Source organism: Pseudoduganella sp. jia 9 (assembly GCF_055502615.1).
Window position 1 is genome coordinate 1 of sequence record NZ_JBUPWE010000001.1, and the last position, 26,113, is coordinate 26,113.

24 protein-coding genes are annotated in these 26,113 nt (G+C 66.3%); 18 read left to right on the forward strand and 6 right to left on the reverse strand.

Features of this window, described 5'->3' with window-relative positions; translation table 11 throughout:
- Nucleotides 1–118: 118 nt before the first annotated feature.
- Nucleotides 119–1,330 carry an ISL3 family transposase gene (locus ACY34H_RS00005; protein WP_464975433.1) on the forward strand — a complete coding sequence of 404 codons (1,212 nt, stop codon included), beginning with the start codon at nt 119–121 and terminating at the stop codon, nt 1,328–1,330.
- Between the two features lie 283 nt (nt 1,331–1,613).
- On the opposite strand, the gene ACY34H_RS00010 is transcribed toward ACY34H_RS00005, so the two are convergent.
- Both ACY34H_RS00010 and ACY34H_RS00015 read right to left on the reverse strand, forming a co-directional pair.
- Nucleotides 1,614–3,758 (reverse strand): DUF6600 domain-containing protein, encoded by a 2,145-nt coding sequence (locus ACY34H_RS00010; RefSeq protein ID WP_464975434.1) that lies wholly within the window; start codon nt 3,756–3,758, stop codon nt 1,614–1,616.
- A gap of 108 nt (nt 3,759–3,866) precedes the next feature.
- Nucleotides 3,867–4,499: a LysE family transporter gene (locus ACY34H_RS00015; protein WP_464975435.1), complete on the reverse strand. Its 633-nt coding sequence runs from the start codon at nt 4,497–4,499 to the stop codon at nt 3,867–3,869.
- 94 nt (nt 4,500–4,593) lie between these two features.
- Here ACY34H_RS00015 and ACY34H_RS00020 point away from each other — a divergent pair, with 94 nt between their 5' ends.
- The 15 genes from ACY34H_RS00020 to ACY34H_RS00090 all read left to right on the forward strand — a co-directional run bounded on the left by ACY34H_RS00020 (nt 4,594) and on the right by ACY34H_RS00090 (nt 19,014).
- Nucleotides 4,594–5,526, forward strand: a complete 933-nt coding sequence (locus tag ACY34H_RS00020) for a DUF808 domain-containing protein (RefSeq protein ID WP_464975436.1) — start codon at nt 4,594–4,596, stop codon at nt 5,524–5,526.
- Between the two features lie 72 nt (nt 5,527–5,598).
- The gene (gene yiaA / locus ACY34H_RS00025) at nt 5,599–6,015 is read left to right on the forward strand and encodes an inner membrane protein YiaA (RefSeq protein WP_464975437.1); all 417 of its coding nucleotides are present in this window, start codon (nt 5,599–5,601) and stop codon (nt 6,013–6,015) included.
- 135 nt (nt 6,016–6,150) lie between these two features.
- Entirely contained in the window at nt 6,151–6,624 is a 474-nt protein-coding gene (locus tag ACY34H_RS00030; RefSeq protein ID WP_464975438.1) for an SRPBCC domain-containing protein, read from the forward strand.
- Between the two features lie 9 nt (nt 6,625–6,633).
- Nucleotides 6,634–6,981, forward strand: coding sequence for an ArsR/SmtB family transcription factor (locus ACY34H_RS00035; RefSeq protein WP_464975439.1), 348 nt, complete (start codon nt 6,634–6,636; stop codon nt 6,979–6,981).
- A 211-nt stretch (nt 6,982–7,192) separates the two neighbouring features.
- A complete protein-coding gene (locus tag ACY34H_RS00040; protein ID WP_464975440.1) occupies nt 7,193–8,830 on the forward strand; it encodes a methyl-accepting chemotaxis protein in 1,638 nt (545 codons plus the stop codon).
- Nucleotides 8,831–8,861: 31 nt separating this feature from the next.
- A complete protein-coding gene (gene hemN / locus ACY34H_RS00045) occupies nt 8,862–10,307 on the forward strand; it encodes an oxygen-independent coproporphyrinogen III oxidase (RefSeq protein ID WP_464975441.1) in 1,446 nt (481 codons plus the stop codon).
- Nucleotides 10,308–10,327: 20 nt separating this feature from the next.
- Complete coding sequence (locus tag ACY34H_RS00050) at nt 10,328–11,101, forward strand: sulfite exporter TauE/SafE family protein (protein WP_464975442.1); 774 nt, start codon at nt 10,328–10,330, stop codon at nt 11,099–11,101.
- Nucleotides 11,098–13,530: a heavy metal translocating P-type ATPase gene (locus ACY34H_RS00055; protein WP_464975443.1), complete on the forward strand. Its 2,433-nt coding sequence runs from the start codon at nt 11,098–11,100 to the stop codon at nt 13,528–13,530. Before ACY34H_RS00050 ends, ACY34H_RS00055 begins: the two co-directional genes overlap by 4 nt.
- Nucleotides 13,531–13,541: 11 nt before the next feature.
- Nucleotides 13,542–13,682: a cbb3-type cytochrome oxidase assembly protein CcoS gene (gene ccoS / locus ACY34H_RS00060; RefSeq protein ID WP_464975444.1), complete on the forward strand. Its 141-nt coding sequence runs from the start codon at nt 13,542–13,544 to the stop codon at nt 13,680–13,682.
- 277 nt (nt 13,683–13,959) lie between these two features.
- Nucleotides 13,960–15,375, forward strand: coding sequence for a cytochrome-c oxidase, cbb3-type subunit I (ccoN, locus tag ACY34H_RS00065; RefSeq protein ID WP_464975445.1), 1,416 nt, complete (start codon nt 13,960–13,962; stop codon nt 15,373–15,375).
- Between the two features lie 10 nt (nt 15,376–15,385).
- On the forward strand, nt 15,386–16,012 hold the full coding sequence (ccoO, locus tag ACY34H_RS00070) for a cytochrome-c oxidase, cbb3-type subunit II (RefSeq protein ID WP_464975446.1): 627 nt from the start codon (nt 15,386–15,388) through the stop codon (nt 16,010–16,012).
- A gap of 4 nt (nt 16,013–16,016) precedes the next feature.
- Entirely contained in the window at nt 16,017–16,193 is a 177-nt protein-coding gene (locus ACY34H_RS00075; RefSeq protein ID WP_464975447.1) for a cbb3-type cytochrome oxidase subunit 3, read from the forward strand.
- Nucleotides 16,186–17,109 carry a cytochrome-c oxidase, cbb3-type subunit III gene (gene ccoP / locus ACY34H_RS00080; protein ID WP_464975448.1) on the forward strand — a complete coding sequence of 308 codons (924 nt, stop codon included), beginning with the start codon at nt 16,186–16,188 and terminating at the stop codon, nt 17,107–17,109. Before ACY34H_RS00075 ends, ccoP begins: the two co-directional genes overlap by 8 nt.
- A 17-nt stretch (nt 17,110–17,126) precedes the next feature.
- A complete protein-coding gene (ccoG, locus tag ACY34H_RS00085) occupies nt 17,127–18,500 on the forward strand; it encodes a cytochrome c oxidase accessory protein CcoG (protein WP_464975449.1) in 1,374 nt (457 codons plus the stop codon).
- Between the two features lie 13 nt (nt 18,501–18,513).
- Nucleotides 18,514–19,014, forward strand: coding sequence for a FixH family protein (locus tag ACY34H_RS00090; protein WP_464975450.1), 501 nt, complete (start codon nt 18,514–18,516; stop codon nt 19,012–19,014).
- Between the two features lie 13 nt (nt 19,015–19,027).
- Here the strand turns inward: ACY34H_RS00090 and fnr are convergent, their stop codons facing one another.
- Nucleotides 19,028–19,783: a fumarate/nitrate reduction transcriptional regulator Fnr gene (fnr, locus tag ACY34H_RS00095; protein ID WP_464975771.1), complete on the reverse strand. Its 756-nt coding sequence runs from the start codon at nt 19,781–19,783 to the stop codon at nt 19,028–19,030.
- 154 nt (nt 19,784–19,937) lie between these two features.
- On the opposite strand from fnr, the gene ACY34H_RS00100 reads away from it, so the two are divergent.
- Nucleotides 19,938–23,162 (forward strand): response regulator, encoded by a 3,225-nt coding sequence (locus ACY34H_RS00100; RefSeq protein ID WP_464975451.1) that lies wholly within the window; start codon nt 19,938–19,940, stop codon nt 23,160–23,162.
- On the opposite strand, the gene ACY34H_RS00105 is transcribed toward ACY34H_RS00100, so the two are convergent.
- Nucleotides 23,163–23,636, reverse strand: coding sequence for a hypothetical protein (locus tag ACY34H_RS00105; protein ID WP_464975452.1), 474 nt, complete (start codon nt 23,634–23,636; stop codon nt 23,163–23,165).
- A 313-nt stretch (nt 23,637–23,949) separates the two neighbouring features.
- Here ACY34H_RS00105 and ACY34H_RS00110 point away from each other — a divergent pair, with 313 nt between their 5' ends.
- Nucleotides 23,950–24,603: a hydrolase gene (locus tag ACY34H_RS00110; RefSeq protein WP_464975453.1), complete on the forward strand. Its 654-nt coding sequence runs from the start codon at nt 23,950–23,952 to the stop codon at nt 24,601–24,603.
- Between the two features lie 55 nt (nt 24,604–24,658).
- Here the strand turns inward: ACY34H_RS00110 and ACY34H_RS00115 are convergent, their stop codons facing one another.
- Both ACY34H_RS00115 and ACY34H_RS00120 read right to left on the reverse strand, forming a co-directional pair.
- Nucleotides 24,659–25,120 (reverse strand): SRPBCC family protein, encoded by a 462-nt coding sequence (locus ACY34H_RS00115; RefSeq protein ID WP_464975454.1) that lies wholly within the window; start codon nt 25,118–25,120, stop codon nt 24,659–24,661.
- Between the two features lie 100 nt (nt 25,121–25,220).
- Nucleotides 25,221–26,108 carry a LysR family transcriptional regulator gene (locus ACY34H_RS00120; RefSeq protein WP_464975455.1) on the reverse strand — a complete coding sequence of 296 codons (888 nt, stop codon included), beginning with the start codon at nt 26,106–26,108 and terminating at the stop codon, nt 25,221–25,223.
- Nucleotides 26,109–26,113 lie beyond the last annotated feature (5 nt).

Sequence of the window (26,113 nt, forward strand, 5' to 3'; positions counted from 1 at the left end):
GGTTCTTCGCGGGGAATGGGGGAAGACGGGATTGACGATCTGAGCAGGAAGTGGTGGCGGGGGTCTGAAGTTGGTAGATTGATAGTCGCCAAACAAGTCAATCTTTCAAACCACCGCCATGCTCAATGCTATGTCGTCTCTCCCGTTTTGGGAAGGCCATATTCTCGACTCCGTCCAAGAACAGAAAGACGGTTCCCTGCTGATCGTTCTCGAACCCTGTCCGACAAGTGATGCTTTGTGTGGGTCGTGCCGCCAGCCTTGCGCCTTGGTGCATGAGCGCCGAAGACGCAAGGTGCGCGACCGCGATATTCTGGACAAACGCGTCTGGCTTGATGTGCCAGTGCGGCGACTGGACTGCCATCACTGTAATGCACGGGTTGCCGAGCACATTGTCTGGCTTGACCGGCGTTCACGCATTACGCATCGTGTGCGCCTGTGGGTCGAGGCGCTGGCGCAACTGCTTCCGATAGCACATGTGGCCCGGCTGACCGGCCTACACTGGCATACCGTCAAAGAGATCGATCATCGGCGCTTGAAGCACTTGCATGCTGACTTCTCAGCAGAGGGTGTACGGCGCCTGGTGATGGACGAATTCGCCCTGCACAAGGGACACCGCTATGCCACTGTCGCGCTCGATGCTGAACGGATGCGCGTATTGTGGGTTGGAGAAGGCAATAGCCGGGAAGCGATCCGGCCATTTTTCGAGATGCTGGGACCGGAAGGCTGCCAGCGGATTGAAGCCGTGGCGATGGACATGAACACGGCTATGGATCTCGAAGTGCGCCAGCAATGCCCCAATGCCGAGGTGGTCTACGACCTATTTCATGTCGTGGCCCGTTTTGGCCGCGAAGTCGTTGACCGGGTACGGGTCGATCAAGCCAATGCACTACGTGCAGAGCCAAAAGCCCGTCAGGTCATCAAGCGCAGCCGATGGCTTTTGCTGCGTAATCGCGACAATCTCAAAACCGACCAGGCGATCAAACTTGACGAACTGCTCGCCGCCAACCAGCCCTTGGCAACGGTCTACCTGCTCAAGACCGAACTGAAAGAGATCTGGTATGCGCCATCGGCCTGGGAAGGTGCTCGTCGATGGAAAACCTGGCTCAAGCTCGCCCTGGAAAGCCAGATCGCACCGCTGATCCAGTTCGCTAAACGCTTGGCCAAATACCGGCGCGGTATCTTGGCTTCGGCCATCTATCCGATGAACTCATCCATCCTGGAAGGCGTCAACAATCGCATCAAAGTGATCAAACGCATGGCTTACGGATTCCGGGACGCATCCTACTTCTTCTTGAAAATCAAGAATGCGTTCCCCGGCAAAGTGCGATGAACCAAAAAAATGGCCAGCCCTGGAGGCTGGCCGAAAAACTATTCTGGGCTGAGAAAAACACACTGCGCACGGAATAGTTGGGACATCGGTACAGTCACGGGAATGCCTTGCTGCGGACCATCTGGGGACCTGTCGTGCGTGCTTTCCCGGCATTTCGACACTGTAGACAGTGTACAAAGAGCTCGCTACGGCTTTGTGACAGGCTGCACGAAAGCGCGGATGAACGAACAAAATTCCGGGCTGGGCGGCAAAAACGGCGCCCAGCCGTGGAATATTCCGGTGGTCAGCGTTCGCGCGAGCCTTCCGAACGGTCGGGCCGCCCACCGCGCGGTTGCACGCTGGGCGCCGGCGCCGGTGCCGCCGGCTGGGCAACCGGTGCCGGACGGGGCTGCATCACCGGTGGCGGTGGCGGTGCCGGGCGGGGCTGCATGACGGGCGGCGGCGCAGGCATGGGCGCGGGAGCCGGCCGCGGCTGGGCAATCGGTGCCGGAGCCGGTGCCGCCTGCTGGATGGACATGCGTTGCACCGCCTGCCGGCGGCTTTCCATCTCGCGCTGCGCATCGGCCCGTTCCTGCATGCGCTCCTGCGTGCGCATCTGCGCCGCTTCGCGCTGCCGCTCCAGGCGCTCGTTGTGGAACGGACGGCCCGCGTCCGGGTCCACCTGCGGACGCGGCTGGGGTGCCGGCTGCGGTGTCGCCAGCGGCGCCGGTGCATTGAACGCCGGCTGGCTCACCGGGCGCTCGACCTGCGGCCGCTCCACGCGCGGCCGGTCCACCTGCGGCCGATCGGTGACGATCACGTTATTGCTGCGCAGCGGAGCCATATTCCGTTCCCGCTGCATCCGTTCGGCCACGCTGTCGATGTTGCGATCCGACTGGAACCGGGTGGTGATGCCATCGCGGTTACGGTCCACCTGGGCGCGATCCGGCGCGCCATCGGTCTGGATGCGGTTGACCGTCGGCATATCGCGGCCGCGCTCGAGCTGCAGCCGGTCCGGCGTACCGTCGCGGTTGCGGTCGGCCTGCGCGCGATCGGCGATGCTTTCGCGGTCGCGGCCCACCTGCACGCGGCCCGGCGCCCCATCGTCGCCGCGGTCGGTCTGCAGCCGGTTGATGTTCGGCCGGTCGACCTGCACGCCATTACCCTGCGGCCGTCCGGCGATGCCGTCGCGGTTGCGGTCCGGCGAGCGGGCAAAGCCGGGCACCACCGGCGCGGCGGTTGGCAGATTGGCCCGATTCACCACGGATGCGCGCGGCAGATTGTTGACGCGCACGCTGCGGCGGTCCTCGAACTGCTCGCGCGGCACGATCGTGATGCCTTCGCGGCGCACCGGCGTGTTTTTCCAACGTTCGTTGCCGCGGTATTGCCAGCCGAGGCGGCGCTCATGGTCCGGCGATACCTGGTAGTGCGGCACGTAGCGGTCGCGCGGGGTCAGCGGATACCAGCCCAGGCCAGGACGGTGGCGGCGGTCGCTGAACGACACGGACCAGCCGTCGCCGCCCACCCAGCCCACCAGTGCCGGCGCCCACACGGGCCGGCCGACGATGCGACCGGGCGCCCAGTACCAGCGGTTGCGCACGGTCACCCAGCGGCCGTAGTGGAACGGCGCGTAGCCCCACGGCGCGTTGTCGACCCAGGTCCAGCCCCACGGGGCCACCCAGGCCCAGCGGCCATCGCTGTAGGGCGACCAGCCCGAGGCAATCGAGCGGGGCGCCCACAGCGGGCCGTAGTCGTCGTTGACGGTCCAGCTGCCGTACTGGTCCAGCTCTTCGTAACCGGTCACATAATTGGGAATGTAGCGGGTGGCGATCGCGGCATCGTCGCGGCGGTCGCGCGCGAAGGCCCAGGAATCGAATGCATCCTGCAGCGCCTGGCCGGTACGCACGTCGTCGCCGCGGATCTCGGCGCGCTTGCCGGTACGCAGCGTGAGCGCCGTGCCGGCCGCTTCCAGGCGGGCGATCCCCATCAGCACGGAAACGCTTGTGGTATCCGGTTCGCGCTCGGTATCGACGCGCACGGTACCGGGTTCCGTCAGCAGCACGCGGCCATGCGGCGTGGCCAGCTCGAAACCGGACAGCGCCTGCGGATCGCGGATGCGCACGCTGGCCGTGCCATAGTTCAGGCGCAGCCGCATCACGTCCTCGTCCAGTTCCTCGATGTCCAGCGCGCTGTCGCCGTCGAGGCGCACGGCCACCGGGCCCACGCGGAATTCGGTGCGCGCGCCGCGTGCGGTGGCGATGCGGTCGCCGCCCTTGACGGGCCAGTTCAGCAGGTTGCCGGTTTCGTCGCCGTCATCGGTTTGCACCGTGACCTGGCCCTCGGTGGCGGAGATGCGGCCGACCAGCGTCGGCGGCTCGACGGCCAGCGCAAACGACGAAGCGGCCACCAGGGCGGCCAGCAACAGGAAATGCAGGATTTTGCGGGACATCGGGATCTCCGGCGATGTTATGTGGATCGTTATGTGGTTCAGCTGTCTCATATAACGCCGAAACCACGCCGAAGAAGACGCCCGTTACAAATATTTTCGAATCGGCGATCAGGCGTTACGTTTGACGAAAAACAGCGCCGTGCCCACCGCCATCAGCAGCCCGCCGAACACCCGGTTTTGCAGGCGCATGGCGCGCGCGTCGCGGAAATAGCCTTGCATCGTGGAAGCCAGGAATGCATAGCCATGCATGACCGTCATGTCGATCGCCACCATCGTCGCAGCCAGGATCAGCAGTTGCGGCAGCACCGGTTCGCCCTGCGTGATGAACTGGGGCAGCACCGCGACCATGAAGATGATGCCCTTCGGGTTCGTGGCATTGGTGAGAAAGCCGGTCAGCAGGCGGCGTTTCACGGACGGCGCCGCGGCGCGCGCCACTTCGACTTCCGCGCCCTCCTTCACCCTGGCGCGCCACTGCGACAGGCCCAGCCAGATCAGGTACAGCGCACCCACCGTCTTGACGATATTGAATGCCACTTCGGAAGCCAGCAGCAGCGAACCGACGCCGGCACCGGCGATGAACAGCACCAGCAGCAGGCCCAGTTGCAGGCCGATCACCGTGGCGCTGGCCTTCTTCACGCCATACGACAGGCCATGCGACATCGACAGCACCGCGCCGGAACCGGGCGACAGCGCGATGATGATGGCGGAAACGGCAAAACCGAGCCAGGTAGCGAAGCTCATAGAGAAATCCAGGTAAATAAGCGATTGTAGCGTGGCCGCGCCGGCGAACGAGTAAGGTAAGATTGCCGCATTATCATTATTGAGAGATTGTCCGATGGCCGGAACCAGCCTGCTTGCCCTGATCGACGATATTGCCTCCATCCTCGACGACGTTGCCGCCATGAGCAAGGTCGCCGCGAAGAAAACCGCCGGCGTGCTGGGCGACGACCTGGCCCTGAACGCGCAACAGGTCTCCGGCGTGAAGGCGGACCGCGAATTGCCTGTGGTATGGGCGGTGGCAGTCGGCTCGATGAAAAACAAGGCCATCCTGGTGCCCGCCGCGCTGGCGATCAGCGCCTTTGCACCGTGGGCCATCACGCCGCTGCTGATGATCGGCGGCGCCTACCTGTGCTTCGAAGGTTTCGAGAAACTGGCCCACAAGTTCCTGCACAGCAAGGAACAGGACGATGCCCACCGCGCCGAACTCGTCTCGGCCTTGGCCAATCCGCACATCGACCTGGTGGCGCTGGAAAAGGAAAAGATCAAGGGCGCGGTTCGCACCGACTTCATCCTGTCGGCCGAGATCATCGTGATCGCGCTGGGCACCGTGGCCGGCGTGCCGTTTTCGCAGCAGGTATCGGTACTGGTCGCCATTGCGCTGGCGATGACGGTCGGCGTGTATGGCCTGGTGGCCGGCATCGTCAAGATGGACGACGCCGGCCTGTATCTCACGCAGCGCACCGGCGCCGGCATGGCGGTGCCGCGCGCCATCGGCCATGGCCTGCTGGCCGCCGCGCCGAAACTGATGAAACTGCTGTCGGTGCTGGGCACCGTGGCCATGTTCATGGTGGGCGGCAGCATCATCACGCACGGTGCGCCGTTCCTGCACCATGCGATCGAAAGCGCCTCGGCGGCGGGCGGTCCGGTGCTGGGCGCGATCACCCCGCACGTGGCCGACATCGTCGTTGGCGTGATCACCGGCGCGATCGTGCTGGCGGTCGTGACGGTCGTCGGCAAGATGCTGCGCGGCATCAAACGCAAGGCCTGATGGTTCTGGTCTGATCCGTGGGCGGCGCATCCGGCGCCGCGCCCGCATCGACACCATTCCCGAGGAGTTTTCATGGCAATCACTCAACGCCCTACTTCTGCCTTCGTCGGCGCATCCTGGCTGGCGCTGCTGGTCGGCGTCATCACCTACCTGGTCGGCCTGTGGAACGCCACGATGCAGCTGAACGAGAAGGGCTACTACTTCACGCTGCTGCTGTACGGCCTGTTCGCCGCCGTCTCGCTGCAGAAGTCCGTGCGCGACCGGATGGAAGGCATCCGCGTCACGACGCTGTACTTCGGCCTGTGCTGGGTTTCCGTGCTGGCCGCGCTGCTGCTGCTGGGCGTGGGCCTGTGGAATGCCGCGCTGGCGCCCAGCGAAAAAGGGTTCTATGCAATGTCGTTCGCGCTGAGCCTGTTCGCGGCCGTGGCCGTGCAGAAGAACGTGCGCGACAGCGCGGAACCCGTCGACGCCCTCCACGATCAAGCCTGAAAACGCCCGGCAGAACCCGGCATACGCCAGCGGCTGCGCGGGCATACACCATTACCGACGCCTCATTAGTGAAGCCTTGACTTCAGCTTCAAGTGTCCTACACTGAAGTCTCAACTTCACTATTGGAGGCAGATCATGGCTCAGGCAGCGCAGTTCGATACCTTCACCCTGGAACGTACCTTCGCCGCCCCGCTGGCGCGCGTCTTCCAGGCGTTCAGCGATCCGCGCGAGAAGAAGCGCTGGTTTGCCGAGGGCGCCCAGCATGAGATCGAACACTACGACATGCAGTTCGAAGTTGGCGGGCGCGAACTGGCGCGCTACCGCTTCAAGCCCGGTACGCCCTTCGCGGGCGTGGCGCTGGAATCGGACGGATACATCCTTGATATCGTGCCGCAACAGCGCATCGTCGCCGCCGCCACGATGGCGATGGGAGAACGGCGTTTTTCCGCGTCCTTGCACACCTTTGAATTCTTCAGTGATGGGCCCGCCACGCGCCTGGCCTTCACCCACCAGGCGATGTACGGCGACGGTGCGGATGGCCCGGAACTGCGGCGCAACGGCTGGCAGCAACTGCTGGACCAGTTGCATGCCGCCCTGGCGGTCCGGTAAAGGGCCGGCATGCACCAGTTACAGGCAACGCAGGCGGACGCGGCGGACCAGGTTTTCGCCGCGCTGGGCGACGCCACCCGCCGCGCGATCGTCAGGCTGGTCGCCCAGGGGCCGCAATCGGTCAGCTCCCTGGCCGCGGCGCTGGATGTGACGCTGACCGCCATCTCCCAGCATCTGCGGGTACTGCAAACCTGCGGGCTGCTGCGGACGCACAAGGTCGGCCGGGTTCGCATGTGCGAGCTCGACGGCCACGGACTCGACGTCCTTGCACACTGGGTGGAGCTCAATCGCCGGATGTGGGAACAGCGTTTCGATGCACTGAACGCAATATTGCACGAGAAAGCAGAAGGGAAGTGAAGCGGTCGATATGCTTGCAACCGCTCTTGTCGCGCTAAAACATCACGCTTCCAGAACAGGCAACTGTTGTCGAGCAATGCTCGGCAACGGGTGCCTGTTCCATTTTTGATCTACATCAAGGTTTTAAAGTGTTGCTCTACCTAAACTGGACACGTGGCGAAATTGCCATTAAGAAACATAAAAATATATCCAGGCTCAGGAGTAACAACAGATGCGCAAGAATTTGCCCGTCACCACCCGCGAGGTGGAGCTCGACGAACACCAGGCGATCGTGTCGAAGACCGACCTCGACGGCAACATCGTCTACGTCAACCCGTATTTCATCCACATCAGCGGCTTCGCCGAAGAAGAACTGATCGGCGCACCGCAAAACATCGTGCGCCACCCGGACATGCCGGCCGAGGCCTTCGCCGACCTGTGGGCGTCGATCCGCGCCGGCATGCCGTGGACCGGCATCGTCAAGAACCGCTGCAAGAACGGCGATCACTACTGGGTGAAAGCCAACATCACGCCGATCCGCGATGGCGGCCGGACGATCGGCTACATGTCCGTGCGCACCCGCGCGACGCGCGAGCAGGTCGCCGACGCGGCCGCCGCGTACGCCGCGCTGCGTGCCGGTACCAGCGCACTCTCGATGCGCCACGGCCAGATCGTGCGCCATGGCCTGCCGCACCTGCTCGCGCGCCTGTCGCACGTGTCGCTCGCCCAGCGCATCTGGCTTTCCACCAGCGTGGTCAACGTGCTGCTGCTGATGGTGTGCCTGGCCAGCCTGTTCGCCGATGAAGCAAGTGCCGGCGTTCGCTATGGCATCTTCGCCGCCACCTTCGCCGGACTGCTGATCAATGTCTTCCTGTGGTACACGCTGCGCACCGGCATGCTGCAGCCGCTGGCCCGCGCACTCGACGGCGCGCGCGCCATCGCCGCCGGCGACCTTTCCGGCTCCTTCGACACCCAGAGCACCGATGAAGTGGGCCAGCTGTTGCGCGCGCTGCAGCAAATGAACAGCAACCTGATCGCCACCATCCGCGACGTGCGCGTCAACGTGGAAACGATGGCGGTGGCCACGCGCCAGATCGCCGCCGGCAATGCCGACCTGTCCGGCCGCACCGAGGCGCAGGCGGCCAGCCTGGAAGAAACGGCGGCATCGGTCGACGAATTCTCGTCCACGGTGAAAGCCAATGCGGACAACTCGCGGCAGGCCAGCGAACTGGCCGTGGCCGCCTCGCAGGTGGCCGAGGAAGGCGGCACCATCGTCGCCGAGGTGATCGCCACGATGGACGACATCAATGCCTCGTCGAAGCGCATCGTCGACATCATCGGACTGATCGAAGGCATCGCCTTCCAGACCAACATCCTGGCGCTGAACGCCGCCGTCGAAGCGGCCCGCGCCGGAGAACAGGGGCGCGGCTTCGCGGTGGTGGCGGGCGAAGTGCGCAACCTGGCGCAGCGCTCGTCCGTGGCGGCGAAGGATATCAAGGGGCTGATCCACGCCTCGGTCGGCAAGGTCGGCGCGGGCATGGAACGCGCGCACCGGGCCGGCGCCACGATGGAACACGTGGTTGCCTCGGTCCGGCAAGTCACGGCGATCATGCAGGAAATATCCACGGCGTCGCACGAGCAAAGCCTGGGCGTCGGCCAGGTCAACCAGGCCATCGGCCACATGGATGAAGTGACGCAGCAGAACGCAGCGCTGGTGGAGGAAGCGGCGGCCGCCGCCAGCAGCCTGGCCGACGAGGCACACGGCCTTACGCAGGCCGTCAGCCTGTTCAACTTCGGCAAGGGCATCCGGCAAGCGCCGCAGCGCCCCGGCCGCGCTCCGGCGCGCGACGTGCAGCGCCTGGCCGCCTGAACTACCGCCACCTGACCCGACTGGAACCATCATGACCACCATGCCGTCCGTGCAGTTCGATGCGAACATCATTAGCAAGCTGTCGATGTCCGGACCGCGCTACACCTCCTACCCGACCGCCGACCGTTTCACGGCCGATTTCGGCTACGGCGACTACCTCGAAGCGCTGGCCGGGCTCACCTACCGGGGCCGGCGCCGGCCGCTGTCGCTGTACCTGCACGTGCCGTTCTGCGACCGGCTGTGCTACTACTGCGCCTGCAACAAGATCATCACGAAGGACCGTTCGAAGGCGGCCACGTACCTCGGCTACCTGAAGCAGGAAACGGCCATGCAGGGCAAGCTGTTCGCCGGCATGCACCGCGTGGAGCAGCTGCACTTCGGCGGCGGCACGCCCACGTATTTCTCGGACGCGCAGATGGCGGAACTGATGGCGCACCTGCGCCGCCACTTCGAGCTCGCACCGGACCGGGAAGGCGAATACTCGATCGAGATCGATCCCCGCACCGTCGATCCGCAACGCATCCATTCGCTGCGCGCGCAGGGTTTCAACCGCGTCAGCCTGGGCATCCAGGATTTCGATCCGGACGTGCAAAAGGCCGTCAACCGCATCCAGCCCCACGAGGAAACGATGGTGGTGATGAACGCGGCGCGCGCCGCCGGTTTCCGCTCGATCAGCGTGGACCTGATCTACGGCTTGCCGAAACAGACGATGCGGACGATGGAAGAGACGCTGTCGAAGATCATCGCGGCCAATCCGGACCGCATCGCGCTGTACAACTACGCGCACATGCCGCACCTGTTCAAGCCGCAGCGCCGCATCAGCGAGGCCGACCTGCCGGCGCCCGCCGTCAAGCTGGACATGCTGGCGCTGTGCATCAGCCGCCTGACCGTTGCCGGCTACGTATACATCGGCATGGACCATTTCGCCAGGCCGGAAGACGATCTCGCCGTGGCCCAGCGCCAGGGCCGCCTGCACCGCAACTTCCAGGGCTACTCGACCCATGCGGAGATGGACCTGGTGGCGTGCGGTGTCTCGGCCATCAGCGCCGTCAACGGCACCTACAGCCAGAACGAGAAAACGCCCGACGCGTATTACGCCAGGCTCGATGCCGGCAAGCTGCCGATCGCGCGCGGCTACCGCCTCGGCAACGACGACCTGCTGCGCCGCGTCGTGATCCAGCGGCTGATGTGCAATTTCGAACTGTCCCTGGCATCGGTCGCGCAAGGCATGGCGGTGCCCTTCCGCGAGTACTTCGCGCCGGAACTGACGGAACTGGGTGCATTCGTGGCCGATGGCCTGGTAACGCTCGAAGATGACTGGCTGACGGTCACGCCGAAGGGCCGCCTGCTGATCCGCAACATCTGCATGGTGTTCGACCGCCACCTGCGGCAGGCACGCCTGCAGGCCGCCGCAATGCCGGCAACCGCGGCGGCGCCGGCGTCCGCGCAGCCGCTGCGCTATTCGCGCACCATCTGAGCGCGGCCAAGGAGACCGGCATGGATGGGCTGAACCTGTTGCCGCTGTTCGCCGTCGGCCTGGCCGGCAGCGTGCACTGCATCGGCATGTGCGGCGGCATCGTGGGTGCGCTGAGTGGGGCGCTGGGCGGCACCGGCGTGCGCCGCACGATCCCGATCGTGCCGGCCGCTTCCGCCATGGCAGCCACGACGGACCTCGATGGCGCCGTGCGCGTGCTGGCCTATAACGCCGGCCGTATCGCCAGCTACATGGTTGCCGGTGCGATCGCCGGCGGGCTCGCGAACGGTGCCGGCACGCTGGCGCTGGCGGCGCGCTGGCAGGGCGTGGCCTACCTGCTGGCCAACGCGATGCTGGTCGCCCTCGGGCTGTACCTGATGAACGCCTGGCATGGCCTGGCGCGCCTGGAAACGGCCGGCAACGTGTTGTGGCGCCGGCTGCTGCCGGCGCTGCGCTACCTGCTGCCGGCCGACACGCTGCCGAAATCCTTCGCACTCGGTGCGCTGTGGGGCTGGGTACCGTGCGGCATGGTGTACAGCGTGCTGCTGACGGCGCTGCTGGCCGGTTCCGCCACGGGCGGTGCCGCGGCGATGCTGGCGTTCGGCGCCGGCACGCTGCCGATGCTGCTGGCACTCGGCATGGCCGGCGCGGGGCTGCGCCAGGCGCTGCAGCACCCTGCCGTGCGCGCCGGCTGCGGCTTGCTGGTGCTGGGCTTCGGCGTGCTGGGCCTGGTCCGTTACGGCGCCGGCCTGCCGCATGGCTGGCTCGACGCACTGTGCCTGGGAGTACCGGCATGAACGCGGTGCTGAAACCGCAATGTTTCCATTGCGGCCTGCCGGTGCCGGCGGGTTCCGCATGGCGCGTGACGGTCGATGGCGCACCGCGCGAGATGTGCTGCCCCGGTTGCGCGGCGGTCTGCCAGACGATCGTCGACATCGGCCACGAAAGCTATTACCGCGAGCGCACCGGTTTTGCCGCCACGGCGGAAGATTCCGGCCTGGTACCGCCAGAACTGCGCCTGTACGATGCCGATCCGCGCTTCGTTTCGCGCAGCAGTGCCAGCGATACGGAACACGAAGCCGTACTGCTGGTCGACGGCATCCGCTGCGCCGCCTGCGTGTGGCTGGTCGAGGGACGGCTGCTGGCGCTGCCCGGCGTCATCGCCGCCAGCCTGAACGTGGCCACCGAGCGGCTGACGGTCAGCTGGCATGGCGAGCGTGTGGCATTGTCCGCCATCCTGCAGGCGCTGCGCACGATCGGCTACAGCGCCTGGCCCTACGATGCCGCGCGCCACGAGGAACAGCTGTCCAGGGCCGGCCGCACGCTGGGCCGGCAACTGTTCGTGGCCGGCCTGTCGATGATGCAGGTGATGATGTACGTCGCGCCCGCCTACCTGGCCGGCGACGGCACGCTCGATGCCGACATGGCCGCGCTGATGCGCTGGGCCAGCCTGCTGTTGACGATTCCCGCCGTCGTCTATTCGGCGCAGCCGTTCTTCAAGGGCGCATGGGCCAGCCTGCGCGCCCGGGCACCCGGCATGGATGTGCCGGTGGCGCTGGGCATCGCCGCGGCGTTCGGCGGCAGTGTGGTGGCCACGGTGCGTGGCGGCGGCGACGTATATTTCGACTCCGTCACGATGTTCGTGTTCCTGCTGCTGGCCAGCCGCTGGCTGGAGCTGCACGCGCGGCAAAAGGCGGCCAGCACGCTGCAACGCATGCGGCATGCCCTGCCGGCCGCCGCCACGCGCTTCGACACCTGGCCGTCGTCCGGCAGCACCGGCATCGTCGCTGCCGCCGCACTGGTGCCGGGCGATCACGTGTTCGTCCGAACCGGCGAGGCATTCGCCGCGGATGGCCTGATCGCCGAAGGACGCACCTGCGTCGACCTGTCGCTGCTGACCGGCGAATCGGCGCCGCAGCCGCGCGGCCCGGGCGAGGACGTGCCGGGCGGTGCCGTCAATGCCGGGCCGGCCGTCGTGCTGCGCGTCACGCAGGCGGCCGGGCAAAGCACCCTGTCAGGTTTGCTGAAACTGGTGGAACAGGCCGGCAACGCCAAGCCGCGCATCGCGCAGTGGGCCGACCGCGTCGCATCGCGCTTCACGGCCGCGCTGCTGCTTCTGGCATTGCTGGCGTTCACGGCATGGCAGTTCGTCGACCCGGCGCAGGCCTGGCCGGTGGCGATCGCGGTGCTGGTGGTGTCCTGCCCTTGCGCGCTGTCGCTGGCCACGCCGTCCGCGCTGGCCGCCGCCACCGATGCGCTGCTGGGCAAGGGCGTGCTGGTGATGCGGCCGCACGTGCTGGAGACGCTGCACCGTGCCACGCACGTGGTGTTCGACAAGACCGGCACGCTGACCGCCGGCCGGCCCACGGTGCAGTCGGTACGGCTGCACGGCGACGTGGACCGCAACGCCTGCATCGCCATCGCTGCCGCATTGGAGCAAGGCAGCCTGCACCCGATCGGGCGGGCCATCGCGGCGCTGGACAGCGAACTGCCGCGCATGCACGACTGGCATGCGGACGCCCTGTCGGAAACGCCCGGGCAGGGTCTGGAAGGCACGGTACAGGGCCGGCGGTACCGGCTCGGCAACGGCGGCTTCGTCGGCGCGCTTGCCGGCGGCACGGCACCTGCCGCGCTGCCGGACAGCAGCGCCGTCTACCTCGGCACCGATGGCGCATGGCTGGCCTGCTTCGCGATCGCCGACCCGTTGCGGCCCGATGCGAAAGCCACGGTCAATCGCTTCCTCGCCTCGGGCAAGCAGGTGATCCTGCTGTCCGGCGACCGGCAGGTACTGGCCGACGCGGTGGCCGCGCAGCTGGGCATCGCCAAGGCCATCGGCGACTGCCTGCCGGCGCGCAAGCTCGATTACGTGCAGCGGCTGCAGCGGCGCGGCGCCATCGTCGCGATGGTCGGCGACGGCATCAACGACGCGGCCGTGCTGTCCGCCGCCGACGTGTCGTTCGCGATGGGCAGCGGCGCCGCGCTCGCGCAGGTCAGCGCGGACACCGTCCTGCTGCACGGCCAGCTTGGGCTGGTCGCCGACACCGCCGCCACCGCCAGCGCGACGATGCGCGTGATCCGGCAAAACCTCGCCTGGGCCACCGTGTACAACGCGGCCGCGATCCCCGCCGCCGCGCTCGGGCTGCTCGGGCCGTGGCTGTCCGGCGTCGGCATGGCCGCCAGCTCCGCGCTGGTGATCCTCAACGCACTGCGGCTGCGCTACCGCTGACGGAGGCCCCGATGGAATCGCTGTACCTGCTGGTCCCCCTGTCCATCGCACTGGTCTTCGGCGCGCTGTGGATCTTCTTCAAGGCCTCCGACGACGGCCAGTTCGACGACCTCGAAGGCCCGGCCCTGCGCATCCTGCAAGACGACGACTGACCCCGCCAGGGCCTCGTTGCCAGCAACACATCCGCGCCGCAAGCAACTAGCCGCCCCAAGAAATATTTCCAAAAACCGGGGTCTGACCCCGAATTTCGGCAATGTTTCCAAGAACCGGGGTCTGACCCCGGTTCTTGGAAACACAACGCTTTTACAACACGTTGCGGAGCGCGAAATCGGCTTGGTGATGCACTCAGTCAATTTTGATGTAGGTCAAAGTTTTTAAACACCCCGCTGCGTAATCTGTGATGCATATCAAGAACTCAGGGGTGTTCAGGTGGAACAGAACTATAACTACAAGGTCGTGAAGCAGTTCGCGATCGCGACGGTGCTGTGGGGCGTCGTCGGCATGCTGGTCGGCGTGGTCATCGCCGCGCAGCTGGCGTGGCCCGCGCTCAATTTCGATGTGCCATGGCTTACCTATGGTCGCCTGCGGCCGCTGCACACGAACGGCGTGATCTTCGCCTTCGGCATCTCCGGCCTGTTCGCCACCTCGTACTACGTGGTGCAGCGCACCTGCCAGGTGCGGCTGTTCTCGGACAGGCTGGCCGCGTTCACATTCTGGGGCTGGCAGGCGGTGATCGTGTCCGCCGTGATCACGCTGCCGATGGGGCTCACGCGCGGCAAGGAATACGCGGAGCTGGAATGGCCGATCGCGATTTTGATCGCGGTGGTGTGGATCGCCTACGCCGTGGTCTTCTTCGGCACCATCGTCAGGCGCAAGGTCAGGCATATCTACGTGGCCAACTGGTTCTTCGGCGGCTACATCCTGGCCGTCACGCTGCTGCACGTGGTGAACGGCATGGTCATGCCGGCCACGCTGACGAAATCGTATTCGATGTACACCGGCGTGCAGGACGCGATGATCCAGTGGTGGTACGGCCACAACGCGGTGGGCTTCATCCTCACCGCGGGCTACCTGGGCATGGTGTACTACTTCATCCCGAAGCAGGCCGGCCGCCCGGTGTACTCGTACCGCCTGTCGATCGTGCACTTCTGGGCGCTGATCTTCACCTACATGTGGGCCGGCCCGCACCACCTGCACTACACCGCCCTGCCCGACTGGACGCAGTCGCTGGGCATGGTGTTCTCGCTGATCCTGCTGGCGCCTTCGTGGGGCGGCATGATCAACGGGATCATGACGCTCTCCGGCGCATGGCACAAGCTGCGCACGGATCCGATCCTGAAGTTCATGATCGTTTCGCTGTCGTTCTACGGCATGGCCACGTTCGAGGGCCCGATGATGTCGATCAAGACCATCAACGCGCTGTCCCACTACACCGACTGGGGCATCGCCCACGTGCATGGCGGCGCGCTGGGCTGGGTCGGCTTCATCACGATGGGCTCGATCTACTACCTGCTGCCGCGCCTGGCCGGCCAGACGAAGATGTACAGCACCCGCCTGGTCGACCTGCACTTCTGGGTGGCCACCATCGGCGTGGTGCTGTACATCGCCGCGATGTGGATCGCCGGCGTGATGCAGGGCCTGATGTGGCGCGCGGTGAATCCGGACGGCACGCTCACGTACACCTTCGTCGAGAGCGTGAAAGCCACCTACCCCTACTACGTGGTGCGCTTCGCCGGCGGCACGCTGTACCTGGCCGGCATGGTGATCATGGCCTGGAACACGTGGATGACGCTGCGCGGCCGCGACGTGCCGGTCGCCGCCATCCCGCAACTCAAGGCAGCCTGAGGACAACGACATGAAATTCATCACGCATTTTTCCCATGAGTGGATCGAGAAGAACCCCTGGCTGCTGATCGCCCTGGTGACGCTGGTGGTATCGGTCGGCGGCGCCGTCGAGATCGTGCCGCTGTTCTTCCAGAAATCGACCACCGAACCGGTGGCCGGCCTCACGCACTACTCTCCGCTGCGCCTGGCCGGCCGCGACATCTACGTGCGCGAAGGCTGCTACGCCTGCCATTCGCAGATGGTGCGCCCGTTCCGCGCCGAGACCGAGCGCTATGGCCACTACTCGGTGGCCGGCGAGTTCGTGTTCGACCGGCCGTTCCAGTGGGGCTCGAAGCGCACCGGCCCCGACCTGGCCCGCGTGGGCGCCCGCTACAGCGACGAATGGCACCGCACGCACCTGCGCAACCCGCGCGACGTGGTGCCGGAATCGAACATGCCCGGCTACCCGTGGCTGGCTGAAACAAGGCTGGTCCCGCAGGACATCGTGCCGAAGCTGCGCGCGCTGCAGCGCCTGGGCGACGGATATACCGACGCCGAAATCAAGGCCGCACCGGCGGAGCTGGTGGACAAGACGGAAGAAGACGCGCTGATCGCCTACCTTCAAGGCCTGGGCACGCTGATCAAATCGAGGAATTGACGCAATGAGCATCGAACACATTTTCGACAGCGCCAGCAGCGTGATGACGGTGGTTTCGTTCATCACCTTCGCCGGCATCTGGGCGTGGGCCTGGTCCACCCGCAAGCAACAGGATTTCGCGCAGGCGGCACAGCTTCCGTTCATGGACGACCCGCGCGGCGAGGAGACTGGCGATGTCTGATTTCACCAGCGATTTCTGGAACCTCTACATCGCCGTGCTGACGGTGCTGGGCATCCTCGGCTGCGGCGTGCTGCTGTACACGCAGTCGGTGCACAAGGTATCGGCCGCCGATGCGGCGGCCGGCAAGATCGCCACCACCGGCCACGTGTGGGACGACGACCTGACGGAACTGAATACGCCGATGCCGCGCTGGTGGATGTGGCTGTTCTACCTGACGATCGTGTTCGGCGCCGCCTACCTGTTCCTGTACCCGGGCCTGGGTACCTACGCCGGCAAGCTTGGCTGGCAGTCTGCAGGGCAGTACAGGGAGGAACTGGCGAAGGCCGACGATGCCTACGGCCCGCTGTTCGACAAGTACCGCAAGCAGGACCTGAAGGCGGTGGCCGCCGATCCGCAGGCGCGCGCGATGGGCGAGCGGCTGTTCCTTACCTACTGCGCGCAATGCCACGGCTCCGATGCGCGCGGCAACAAGGGCTTTCCGAACCTGGCCGACAAGGACTGGCTGCACGGCGGCGAGCCGGACACGATCAGGCAGACGATCATGAACGGCCGCCACGGCGTGATGCCGCCGATGGGCGCGGCGGTCGGTTCCGACAAGGATGTCGAGAACGTCGCGCACTATGTGCTGAGCCTTTCCGGCAGCAGCGCGGCCGATCCGATCAAGAGCGTGTTTGGCAAAGGCAAGTTCACCGCCTGCCTGGCCTGCCATGGCGCCGGCGGCACCGGCAACCATGCGCTCGGCGCGCCGAACCTGGCCGACAAGACCTGGCTGTACGGCGGCAGCGCCGAGACGATCATGGAAACCATCCGCACGGGCCGCGACAACACCATGCCGGCGTTCGGCGACTTCCTCGGCGAAGGCAAGGTGCACGTGCTGTCGGCCTACGTGTGGGGCCTGTCCAACGAAGCGAAATGACACGAAACGAGACAGGCATGAACGCCCCCGTGCCCGAACAGGTGATCCGGATGTACGAGAAGCGCCAGCCGATTCATCCGCGCGAGACGGATGGCCGCTACGCGCGCCTGCGCTGGCTGTGCCTGTGGCTGACGCAGCTGGCGTTCTACGGCACGCCATGGCTGGCGTGGAACGACCGCCAGGCCGTGCTGTTCGACCTGGGCACACGCAAGTTCTACCTGTTTGGCCTGGTGCTGTGGCCGCAGGATTTCATCTACCTGGCCGCGCTGCTGATCATCTGCGCCTGGGGGCTGTTCCTGGTGACGGCGGTGGCCGGCCGCGTGTGGTGCGGCTTCGCCTGCCCGCAAACGGTGTACACCTCGATCTTCCTGTGGATCGAGCGCAGGATCGAAGGCTCGCGCGCGGCGCGCATCGCGCTCGACCGGCAAGGCCCTTCGGCGCGCAAGTTCGCCAGGCGCGTCGCCAAGCATCTGGCATGGGGCGCCGTCGCGCTGTGGACCGGCTTTACCTTTGTCGGCTACTTCACGCCGGTGCGCGAGCTGGGCACCGGCATCGCCACGCTGGCATTGGGGCCATGGGAATGGTTCTGGGTGCTGTTCTACAGCTTCGCCACCTACGGCAACGCCGGCTGGCTGCGCGAGCAGGTCTGCAAGTACATGTGCCCGTACGCCCGCTTCCAGAGCTCGATGTTCGACCGCGATACGCTGATCATCACCTACGACACGGGGCGCGGCGAACCGCGCGGCAAGAAGGCCACGGGCGGTGCCTGCATCGACTGCACGCTGTGCGTGCAGGTATGCCCGGCCGGCATCGATATCCGCAACGGCCTGCAATACGAATGCATCGGCTGCGCCGCCTGCGTGGATGCCTGCAACGATGTGATGGACAAGGTCGGCCAGCCGCGCGGCCTGGTGCGCTACAGCACGGACCGGGCGATGGCCACGAACATGACGGCGGCGCAGATCCGGCGGCGTGCGCTGCGTCCGCGCGTGCTGGCCTACTGCGCCGCGCTGCTGGCGGTCACGCTGGCGGTCGGCCATGCGCTGGCTACCCGCACGCCGCTGAAAATGGACGTGATCCGCGACCGCGGCTCGATGGGCCGCGAAGTGGATGGCGGCGCCATCGAGAACGTGTACCGGCTGCAGATCATGAATACGTCGGAGCGGCCGCACCGCTACCGGATCGCCGCCACCGGCCTGCCCGGCCTGGCGCTGGCGTCGGAAGATGTCGTCGCGCTGGCCGGCACCGAAACGCGTGCCGTGCCGGTGCGGGTACGGGCCCCGCACGGCGCCGGCAAGACCGGCTCCAACGGGATCGCCTTCACGCTGACGGCGCTCGACGATGCCAGCCTCGCCGTCGAGGAAGCCGCGGTCTTCATCATCCCGCGCTGAAAAGGAGTCCACGATGCACACGATTTCCGCCACACCCTGGTACCGCGAGCGCTGGCCATGGCTGCTGATGGCCGGCCCGGCCGCCGTGCTGGCAGCCGGCGCCTATACCGGCTGGCTGGCCTTCGCGCAGCAGGATGCGCTGGTGGTGGGCGATTACTACAAGCGCGGCAAGGCGATCAACCAGGACTTGCGGCGCGACCGCAGCGCCGCCGCGCTGGGCGCCGCCATCGCGCTGCGCTACGACGCCGCACATGGCGTACTGCATGGCCGCCTGTCCATGCGCGAACCGGTGCGCAGCGGCCCGCTGCAACTGCACCTGGCGCATGCCACGCAGCCGGAGAAGGACCTGCGCCTGCTGGTGCGCCCCGACGCGGCCGGCCGCTTCGCCGTGCCGCTGCCGCTGCTCGAACGCAGCCGCTGGACCGTGCTGGTGGAAGATGAACGGCGCACCTGGCGCCTGGAAGGCCAATGGCACTGGCCGGCGGCGCGGCAGGTGACGCTGGCGGCCCTATAGCACTAGTGGGTCACTACGCGCAGGTCTCGGTGCCGGCCGTGATCGCCTTGAGCCGCGGCAGGTCGAGCACCTCGACTTCCCGGTTCGACACCTTCAGCAGCCCCTGCTTCTTGAACTTGTTCAGCAGCCGGCTGATGCTCTCGATCGTCAGGCCCAGGTAGTTGCCGATGTCCTCGCGCGACATGCGCAGCTGGAACGCGGTGCTGGAATAACCGCGCACCTCGTAGCGCGAAGCCAGGTTGACGAGAAATGCGGCGAAGCGCTGCGTGGCCTGCATATTCCCCAGCAGCAGCATCACGCTCTGCTCGCGCGTGATCTCCTGGCTCATCATGCGATGGAAGTGGCGCAGCAGGGTGGGCATGTCCACCAGCAGCCGTTCCAGGCTGGCGAACGGGATCTCGCATACTTCGCTGTCCTCCAGCGCCAGCGCGCTGCAATAGTGCCGGTCGGTGCTGATCGCGTCCATGCCCAGCAATTCACCGCCCATCTGGAAGCCCGTCACCTGTTCCTCGCCGTTGGCGTTGATCTGGTAAGTCTTGAAATGGCCAAGCCGGATCGCGTACAGGTTCGTGAACTGCTCGCCGATACGGAACAGGTTCTCGCCCTTCTGCACCTTGCGGCGGCGGCCGATGATCTTGTCCAGCTTGTCCATGTCGCCCATGTCCAGCCCCATCGGCAGGCACAGCTGGTGCATGCTGCAGGTCGAGCAGCGCGCCTTCAGGATTTCAATCGTGGCGCCGGGCAGGGTCAGCGAGGGAAGCTCATGCATCTTTGTCATGGTCGGTTACGGTTGACCCACAGTGTACTTGATCCGGCGGGCGCGCCAGGCTCGCCGCAACTTGCAGCTTGCGTGCCCTTCCGCACAGTACGCCAGAGGCGAAGCGGCGCATAGTGAACCGATAACAACGCGGCGGGGGGAGACCATGCGACCGCTCGGTATCAAGGCGAAAGTCGCACTGGCGACGACAGTCACATCCATCGTGATGATCGCGCTCGTGACCGTGCTGCAGGCCCAGCGCATGCAGGAGGGTGTCTCGCGCGTGCTGTTTGCCCAGCAGGATGCGCTGATCGCGCGCACCGCGCTCGAGGTGGATGAAAAGATGACGCTGCTGCGCGACATCGTCGCCGAATCGGCACGCTGGCAGCCCAGCGACATCTGTGCCGACCCGCCGGCGCTGCGCGCGCACTACGACTACAGCGCCGTCCTGCGCCTGTTCGACGATATCATCGTCGTCAGCCCGGCCGGCGTCATCGTGGCCGACGTACCCGCGCTGCCGGGCCGCCCCGGCGTCAGCGTGACGGACCGCGCCTACTTCCAGCGCGTGCTGGTGGAAAAGTCTCCCCTGATCGCCGAGCCGGTGATCGGCAAGGCGAACCGGCAACCCGTGGTGCAGATGGTCGCCCCGGTGCTGAGCGAGGACGGCGACGTGGCCTGCGTGCTGATTGGCGTGTTACGGCTCTACAAGAACAACCTGCTGGGACACCTGCGCACGGCCAAGGTGGGCCGCACCGGCTACTATTTCATCGTCACCGGCTACGAGCCGTCGGTGTATGTCGTGCACCCGGATCCAACCCGGCTGCTGAAACCACGCAACCCGGAAGGCTACGCCGCCACCATGCTGGCGATCCGCGAAGGGTTCGAAGGCACCACGATCAGCACCGACGGCCGCGGCGTGCGCGCGCTGCTCAGCTACAAGCGCCTGAAGACGGTACCGTGGATCCTGATTGCCAACCTGCCGGCCGAGGAAGCCTTCGAACCGTTCGAAGACCTGCTGGCGCGGCTCGCCCTGTGGGGCACGCTGGCCTCGCTCGTCACCGCAGCCGTCATCACATGGACCATGCTGCGCCTGATGTCGCCGCTGATGCGGCTGCGCGATGCGATCGGCGCGCTGCGCGGCGCGCCGCAGCAGTTCGCCCCGCTGCCGGTCACGTCGCGCGACGAGATCGGCGAACTGACCGGCGCCTTCAATGAACTGATGCGGGAACGTTCGGCGGCCGATGCGCATGCCGGCGACCTGATGGACGAGCTGGAGACCCGCGCCGCCGAGCTGGAACGGGCGCGCGACCGCGCCGAAGCAGCCAACCGGGCAAAGAGCGATTTCGTGGCCAACATGAGCCATGAAATCCGCACACCGATGAATGCCGTGCTGGGCATGGCGCAACTGCTGCAGAACACCGACCTGTCCCCCCAGCAGCGCAAGTACCTGCACATGATCCGCACCGCCGGCGATTCGCTGCTGGGCATCCTGAACGACGTGCTGGATTTCTCCAAGATCGAAGCGCAGCGGATGGAACTGTCGCCCGTCGAGTTCGACCTCGACGAATCGATGAGCACCCTGGCCACGACGATGACGATGAACGCCGGCGACAAGGAACTGGAGCTGGCCATCATCGTCGACCCGGAGGTGCCCCGGCTGCTGCGCGGCGATGCGCTGCGGCTGCAGCAGGTACTGGTGAACCTGGCCGGCAATGCGATCAAGTTCACCGCGCAGGGCGAAGTCGTGGTCGAAGTGGGCCTGGAGGAATACCGTGCGGACGACACCGTGGCGGTTCTCGGCTTCGAGGTGCGCGACACCGGCATGGGCATGAATCCGGAACAGCTGTCGCACCTGTTCCAGGCGTTCACGCAGGCCGACGAGAGCATCACCCGCCGCTTCGGCGGCACCGGCCTGGGCCTGGCGATCACGCACCGCCTGATCGAACTGATGGGCGGAGAGATCCACGTCGAAAGCGAACCGGGCAAGGGCAGCTGCTTCTGGTTCGCACTGCCGTTCGGTGTGCTGCCGCGGCTGGAAGCACCGCGCAAGCCGGCCGCCGGCCACCTCGCCGTACTGGTGGCGGACGACAACGCCACCAGCCGCAACCTGATCGGCCGGCTGATCAAGGCGTGGGGCTGGGAGGCGGACCTGGTCGATTCGGGCAGTGCCGCGCTGGCGATGTTCACCTTCCGCATGCGCACCGGCCGGCCGTACGACGTGGTACTGGCCGACTGGCATATGGCCGGCCCCGACGGCAATGCGCCGGCCGCCGCGATCCGGCGCGAGGCGGACGGACACCGCCAGCCGATCGTGGTCATGCTCAACGCCTTCGCGCGCGAGCGCCTCGAACAGATTTCGAGAAGTGCCGAGGCCGATGCGGTACTGGTCAAGCCGATCACCAGTTCCACGCTGTTCGACGCGCTGCACCAGGCCCTGGCGGTGAAGGGCGGCGGCAGCGAACTGCTGCCGCCCACCGCCCAGGGCTATGCGGGCCGCCTGCAGGGCGTGCACTTCCTGCTGGTCGAGGACAATCCGCTGAACCAGGCGGTGGCACGCGGCATCCTCGAACATGCCGGCGCCACGCTCGACGTGGCAGGCGACGGCCGCCAGGCCCTCGACGTGTTGCGCATCGACGCGCAGCGCTACGACATCGTGCTGATGGACATGCAGATGCCGGTGCTGGACGGCTTCTCGGCAACCGCGGCGATACGCTCGGAACTGGCGTTGCGCCTGCCGGTGATCGCGATGACCGCCGGCGTGCTGGCGTCCGAGCGGGAGCGCTGCATGGCGGCCGGCATCACGGATTTCATCGCCAAGCCGGTCGTCGTCGACGAGATGATGGCGGTCATCGAGCGCTACCTGCCGGCCCGGCGCAGGCCGGCGGAACCGGGGCAGGAAGGACGGCAGGAAGCACGGCTCGAAGCGCGGCTGGAAGCGCAACAGGAAGCGCAGCTGGAAGCGCAGCTGGAAGCGCAGGAGAAAGCGCGGGCGCGCGAGCCGCAGTCGGAACCGCCGGCCGTGCGAGGCGGCGAGCCCGTGTTCAGCATGGACAGCCTGGCACGCGTGATGGGCCGGGATCCGAAAGGCCGGGCACTGATGCGCAGGATGGTGGAAAGTGCGCTGGAAGGCGGCATGGCGCCGGCCGACGAAGCGGATCGTGCGCTGGCAAGCGGCGATGTGCAGGCGGCGGCGCATACCTTCCACGCGCTGCGCGGTGCCATCGGCGTGCTGGGCGCGAAGCGCCTGATCAAGGCCACGATGGATGCCGAGCTGGCGATCGCGGAATCGCCCGCCAGCCAGCTGGCACCGCATTTCGCGGCCGTGCGCCACGAACTGGCGCTGGTGCTGGAAGCGGGCCGCGCCTGGCTCGACCAGGGCGCGGGGGAATGACTACGAACGTTCCCGGTGGTTGAACAGCGCGCCGGCCGCCAGGCCGATGGCGAATGCGCCGTACACCAGCGCCAGCGAACGTTTCGACAGGCGCACGTCGAAGCCCGGCTGCAGGCGCTGCGGCGTGAGCTTGTAGTCGACGAAGCAAGCCACGGCCGATGCCGCCGCCGCCGAGGCAAGCTTGGAGGCCACGCCGGGCCTGTCGAACACCTTGCCCGCAGCCTGCTCGAAGATGCTGGCCCAGAAATGCGAGCTGGCATGGTGGATCGCATAGCCCGTCAGCGTGTATTTCCACGTGGGTTCGTCATGCACGAACGCCCTGTCGCCCCACAGCACGTGGCTGATCGCATTCGCTCCCGCATAAGGGCTGCCGGTTTCCTGCTTCGAGCGCAGCGCCAGCGCGCCGGTCGATGCCAGGCTCGCCAGCGCGCCGGGCATCATGCCCTTGATGATGACCTGCTTCCAGTTGTCCATGCGTGTCCTCCGAAGATTGCGGTTGTCCCCTGCCGTACCGCTTGCAGCGGGCCGGCCCTTGCCACCTTAGCGAAAAGTCGGCGCGGGCGGCGCCGCCATCGGACCGCCGCAGCCAGGATCGCATGGAAAATACCTGTAAATGGCCGTTCGAAAATTTCGATAATAGAACGGTAATCTTTCCGTTTTTGTTTTCTTCCTGGATTGCTCATACTGCATTCCATCGACGCAGCGAACACGAAACAGCCCGAATTAAACGCAGCGTCAGACTTTCGAAGATATCGACAACTCACTCATCATTTCAGGAGAAAACATCATGCCAATCGCCAAAGCCCAAGCCGGTAAAACCCTGCTGAACGGTAACGACCACACGCTGATCATGATCGACCACCAGTCGCAGATGTCGTTCGCGACGAAATCGATCGATGCCACCGTGCTGCGCAATAACGCGGCGCTGGTATCGAAGGCGGCAGCCGAGTTCAAGGTGCCGACCATTCTCACCACGGTGGCCGCCGATTCGTTCTCCGGCCCGATCTACGACGAGATCCAGTCGGTGTTCCCGGACCAGAAGCCGATCGACCGCACCACGATGAACACCTGGGAAGACCAGCGCATCGCCGACCGCGTCAATGCAATCGGCAAGGGCCGCATCGTGCTGGCCGGGCTGTGGACGTCGGTCTGCATCGTCGGCCCCGCACTGTCCGCGCTGGACCAGGGCTTCGAGGTGTATGTGATCACCGACGCTTCCGGCGACATTACCGAGGAAGCCCACGAGCGCGCCGTGCAGCGGATGGTGCAGGCCGGTGCCCGCCCGATCACGTCGCTGCAATACCTGCTCGAACTGCAGCGCGACTGGGCCCGCGGCGAAACGTACGACCAGACGGTGAAGACCTCGGTGCAGCACGGCGGCGCCTACGGCCTGGGGCTGGTCTACGCGAAGTCGATGTTCAACGCCTCGGAAGGGCATTGATGGCGGGCGCGCCCGGAGCGTGAGGGTCTCCGGGCGCCGCTTCCACCAGCCTGGACTATCCTCTGGCCAGCAGCGCGGCCAGGCGGTCCAGGTTCTGCTCGTTGGCGCCGGCCACGAAGCGCGCCACCTTGGCGCACTCGGCCGGGTCGCCGAAATGCATCGTCCAGTGCAGCCGCGTCTTGCCGTCCGCATCGGCAAACACGAACGTGGCGCGGAACGTATGGCCGGAAACGTGATCGAACACGATGCGCTCCTCCGGAACGATTTCCACGAAGTGCGATTCGTTCGGGTAGGTGGTGCCGTCTGGCCCGTGCATCACGAACGTCCACGCGCCGCCCGGCGCGAAATCGAATCCCTGGAAGGTGCTCGTGAAACCTTCCGGTCCCCACCATTGCGCCAGCTGCCCGGGGTCGCTGAAGGCGGCGAATACCCGTGCGCGGGGCGCATCCAGCACGCGGGTGGTCACGATGCTGCAATCGGCCATGCCGGGCTCGATGTCCTTGCTGCTTTCATCCATGATCTCTCCGTTGGTCGGGGCACCCGGCCATTCTAATGCGATATGTACCCCGCATGCCGGCCGAAGTGCCACGCTGCGCGCCGGCGGCGGGCTGCAGGCGTCATCGAACGGCCTTCGCCGCCGATCGCGCGATCTCCGCAAAGGCCTGCACCGCCGGCGCGGCACGCGACAGGTTGCGCAGGATCAGCCCCACGCGCCGCCGCACCATCGGCCGCAGGGGCCGGGCCAGGATGCGCGGATGCGTTTCGGCCATGGCGTGCGGCAGCGCCAGCTCGGGCATCACGGTGATGCCGTCGCCATTGTCGACCAGGCCCAGCACGGTGACCATCTGCGACATGCGGTAGCGTACGCGCGGCGCCAGCCCGGCGTTGGAGAACAGCGGCTCGACCAGCGCCGAGCAGCCCTGTTCCGGCATGATGAAGGGCAGCCCTGTCAGCTCTTCCAGCGTGACCGAGCGCTTCGCCGCCAGCGGATGATCGCGCTGCACCAGCGCCACCAGCTGGTCTTCGACCAGCGGTATCGTGTCGAAACGATCGTCCGGCAGCACGGCGAAGCCGACATCCACGCGGCGGTCTGCCACCCACTGGATGACGGCGGCATCCGGTCCCTCGTCGATCTGCACCTCGATGCCGGGATAGCGGGCGCGGAACGCCTTCAGGATTGCCGGCAGCAGCTTCAGCGACGACGTGGGGCCGAACGAGCCGATGCGGATCAGACCCTGGTTCAGGCCACGCGCCACGGCGGCATCCTGCCGCATCGCTTCCTGCAGGCCGAGGATCTCGCGGGCGCGCAGCAGCAGGCGGCTGCCCAGCTCCGTTACCTCGACGGCGGCCTGCTGGCGCTCGACCAGTTGCGCGTCGAGCTCCTGTTCGAGCGAGCGGATCGCGTGCGAGACGGCGGACTGGCTGATGCCGAGGCGCAGCGCCGCCGAGGTGAAGCCGCGCATCTCGGCCACCATCACGAAGATTTCCAGCTGGGTGAAGGTCATGATCG

Bases quoted from the DNA above. Each gene is read 5' to 3' on its own strand.
- ACY34H_RS00005 (WP_464975433.1), top strand. From the start codon at position 119: ATGCTCAATGCTATGTCGTCTCTCCCGTTTTGGGAAGGCCATATTCTC.
- ACY34H_RS00010 (WP_464975434.1), bottom strand. From the start codon at position 3,758: ATGTCCCGCAAAATCCTGCATTTCCTGTTGCTGGCCGCCCTGGTGGCC.
- ACY34H_RS00015 (WP_464975435.1), bottom strand. From the start codon at position 4,499: ATGAGCTTCGCTACCTGGCTCGGTTTTGCCGTTTCCGCCATCATCATC.
- ACY34H_RS00020 (WP_464975436.1), top strand. From the start codon at position 4,594: ATGGCCGGAACCAGCCTGCTTGCCCTGATCGACGATATTGCCTCCATC.
- yiaA (WP_464975437.1), top strand. From the start codon at position 5,599: ATGGCAATCACTCAACGCCCTACTTCTGCCTTCGTCGGCGCATCCTGG.
- ACY34H_RS00030 (WP_464975438.1), top strand. From the start codon at position 6,151: ATGGCTCAGGCAGCGCAGTTCGATACCTTCACCCTGGAACGTACCTTC.
- ACY34H_RS00035 (WP_464975439.1), top strand. From the start codon at position 6,634: ATGCACCAGTTACAGGCAACGCAGGCGGACGCGGCGGACCAGGTTTTC.
- ACY34H_RS00040 (WP_464975440.1), top strand. From the start codon at position 7,193: ATGCGCAAGAATTTGCCCGTCACCACCCGCGAGGTGGAGCTCGACGAA.
- hemN (WP_464975441.1), top strand. From the start codon at position 8,862: ATGACCACCATGCCGTCCGTGCAGTTCGATGCGAACATCATTAGCAAG.
- ACY34H_RS00050 (WP_464975442.1), top strand. From the start codon at position 10,328: ATGGATGGGCTGAACCTGTTGCCGCTGTTCGCCGTCGGCCTGGCCGGC.
- ACY34H_RS00055 (WP_464975443.1), top strand. From the start codon at position 11,098: ATGAACGCGGTGCTGAAACCGCAATGTTTCCATTGCGGCCTGCCGGTG.
- ccoS (WP_464975444.1), top strand. From the start codon at position 13,542: ATGGAATCGCTGTACCTGCTGGTCCCCCTGTCCATCGCACTGGTCTTC.
- ccoO (WP_464975446.1), top strand. From the start codon at position 15,386: ATGAAATTCATCACGCATTTTTCCCATGAGTGGATCGAGAAGAACCCC.
- ACY34H_RS00075 (WP_464975447.1), top strand. From the start codon at position 16,017: ATGAGCATCGAACACATTTTCGACAGCGCCAGCAGCGTGATGACGGTG.
- ccoP (WP_464975448.1), top strand. From the start codon at position 16,186: ATGTCTGATTTCACCAGCGATTTCTGGAACCTCTACATCGCCGTGCTG.
- ccoG (WP_464975449.1), top strand. From the start codon at position 17,127: ATGAACGCCCCCGTGCCCGAACAGGTGATCCGGATGTACGAGAAGCGC.
- ACY34H_RS00090 (WP_464975450.1), top strand. From the start codon at position 18,514: ATGCACACGATTTCCGCCACACCCTGGTACCGCGAGCGCTGGCCATGG.
- fnr (WP_464975771.1), bottom strand. From the start codon at position 19,783: ATGCATGAGCTTCCCTCGCTGACCCTGCCCGGCGCCACGATTGAAATC.
- ACY34H_RS00100 (WP_464975451.1), top strand. From the start codon at position 19,938: ATGCGACCGCTCGGTATCAAGGCGAAAGTCGCACTGGCGACGACAGTC.
- ACY34H_RS00105 (WP_464975452.1), bottom strand. From the start codon at position 23,636: ATGGACAACTGGAAGCAGGTCATCATCAAGGGCATGATGCCCGGCGCG.
- ACY34H_RS00110 (WP_464975453.1), top strand. From the start codon at position 23,950: ATGCCAATCGCCAAAGCCCAAGCCGGTAAAACCCTGCTGAACGGTAAC.
- ACY34H_RS00115 (WP_464975454.1), bottom strand. From the start codon at position 25,120: ATGGATGAAAGCAGCAAGGACATCGAGCCCGGCATGGCCGATTGCAGC.
- ACY34H_RS00120 (WP_464975455.1), bottom strand. From the start codon at position 26,108: ATGACCTTCACCCAGCTGGAAATCTTCGTGATGGTGGCCGAGATGCGC.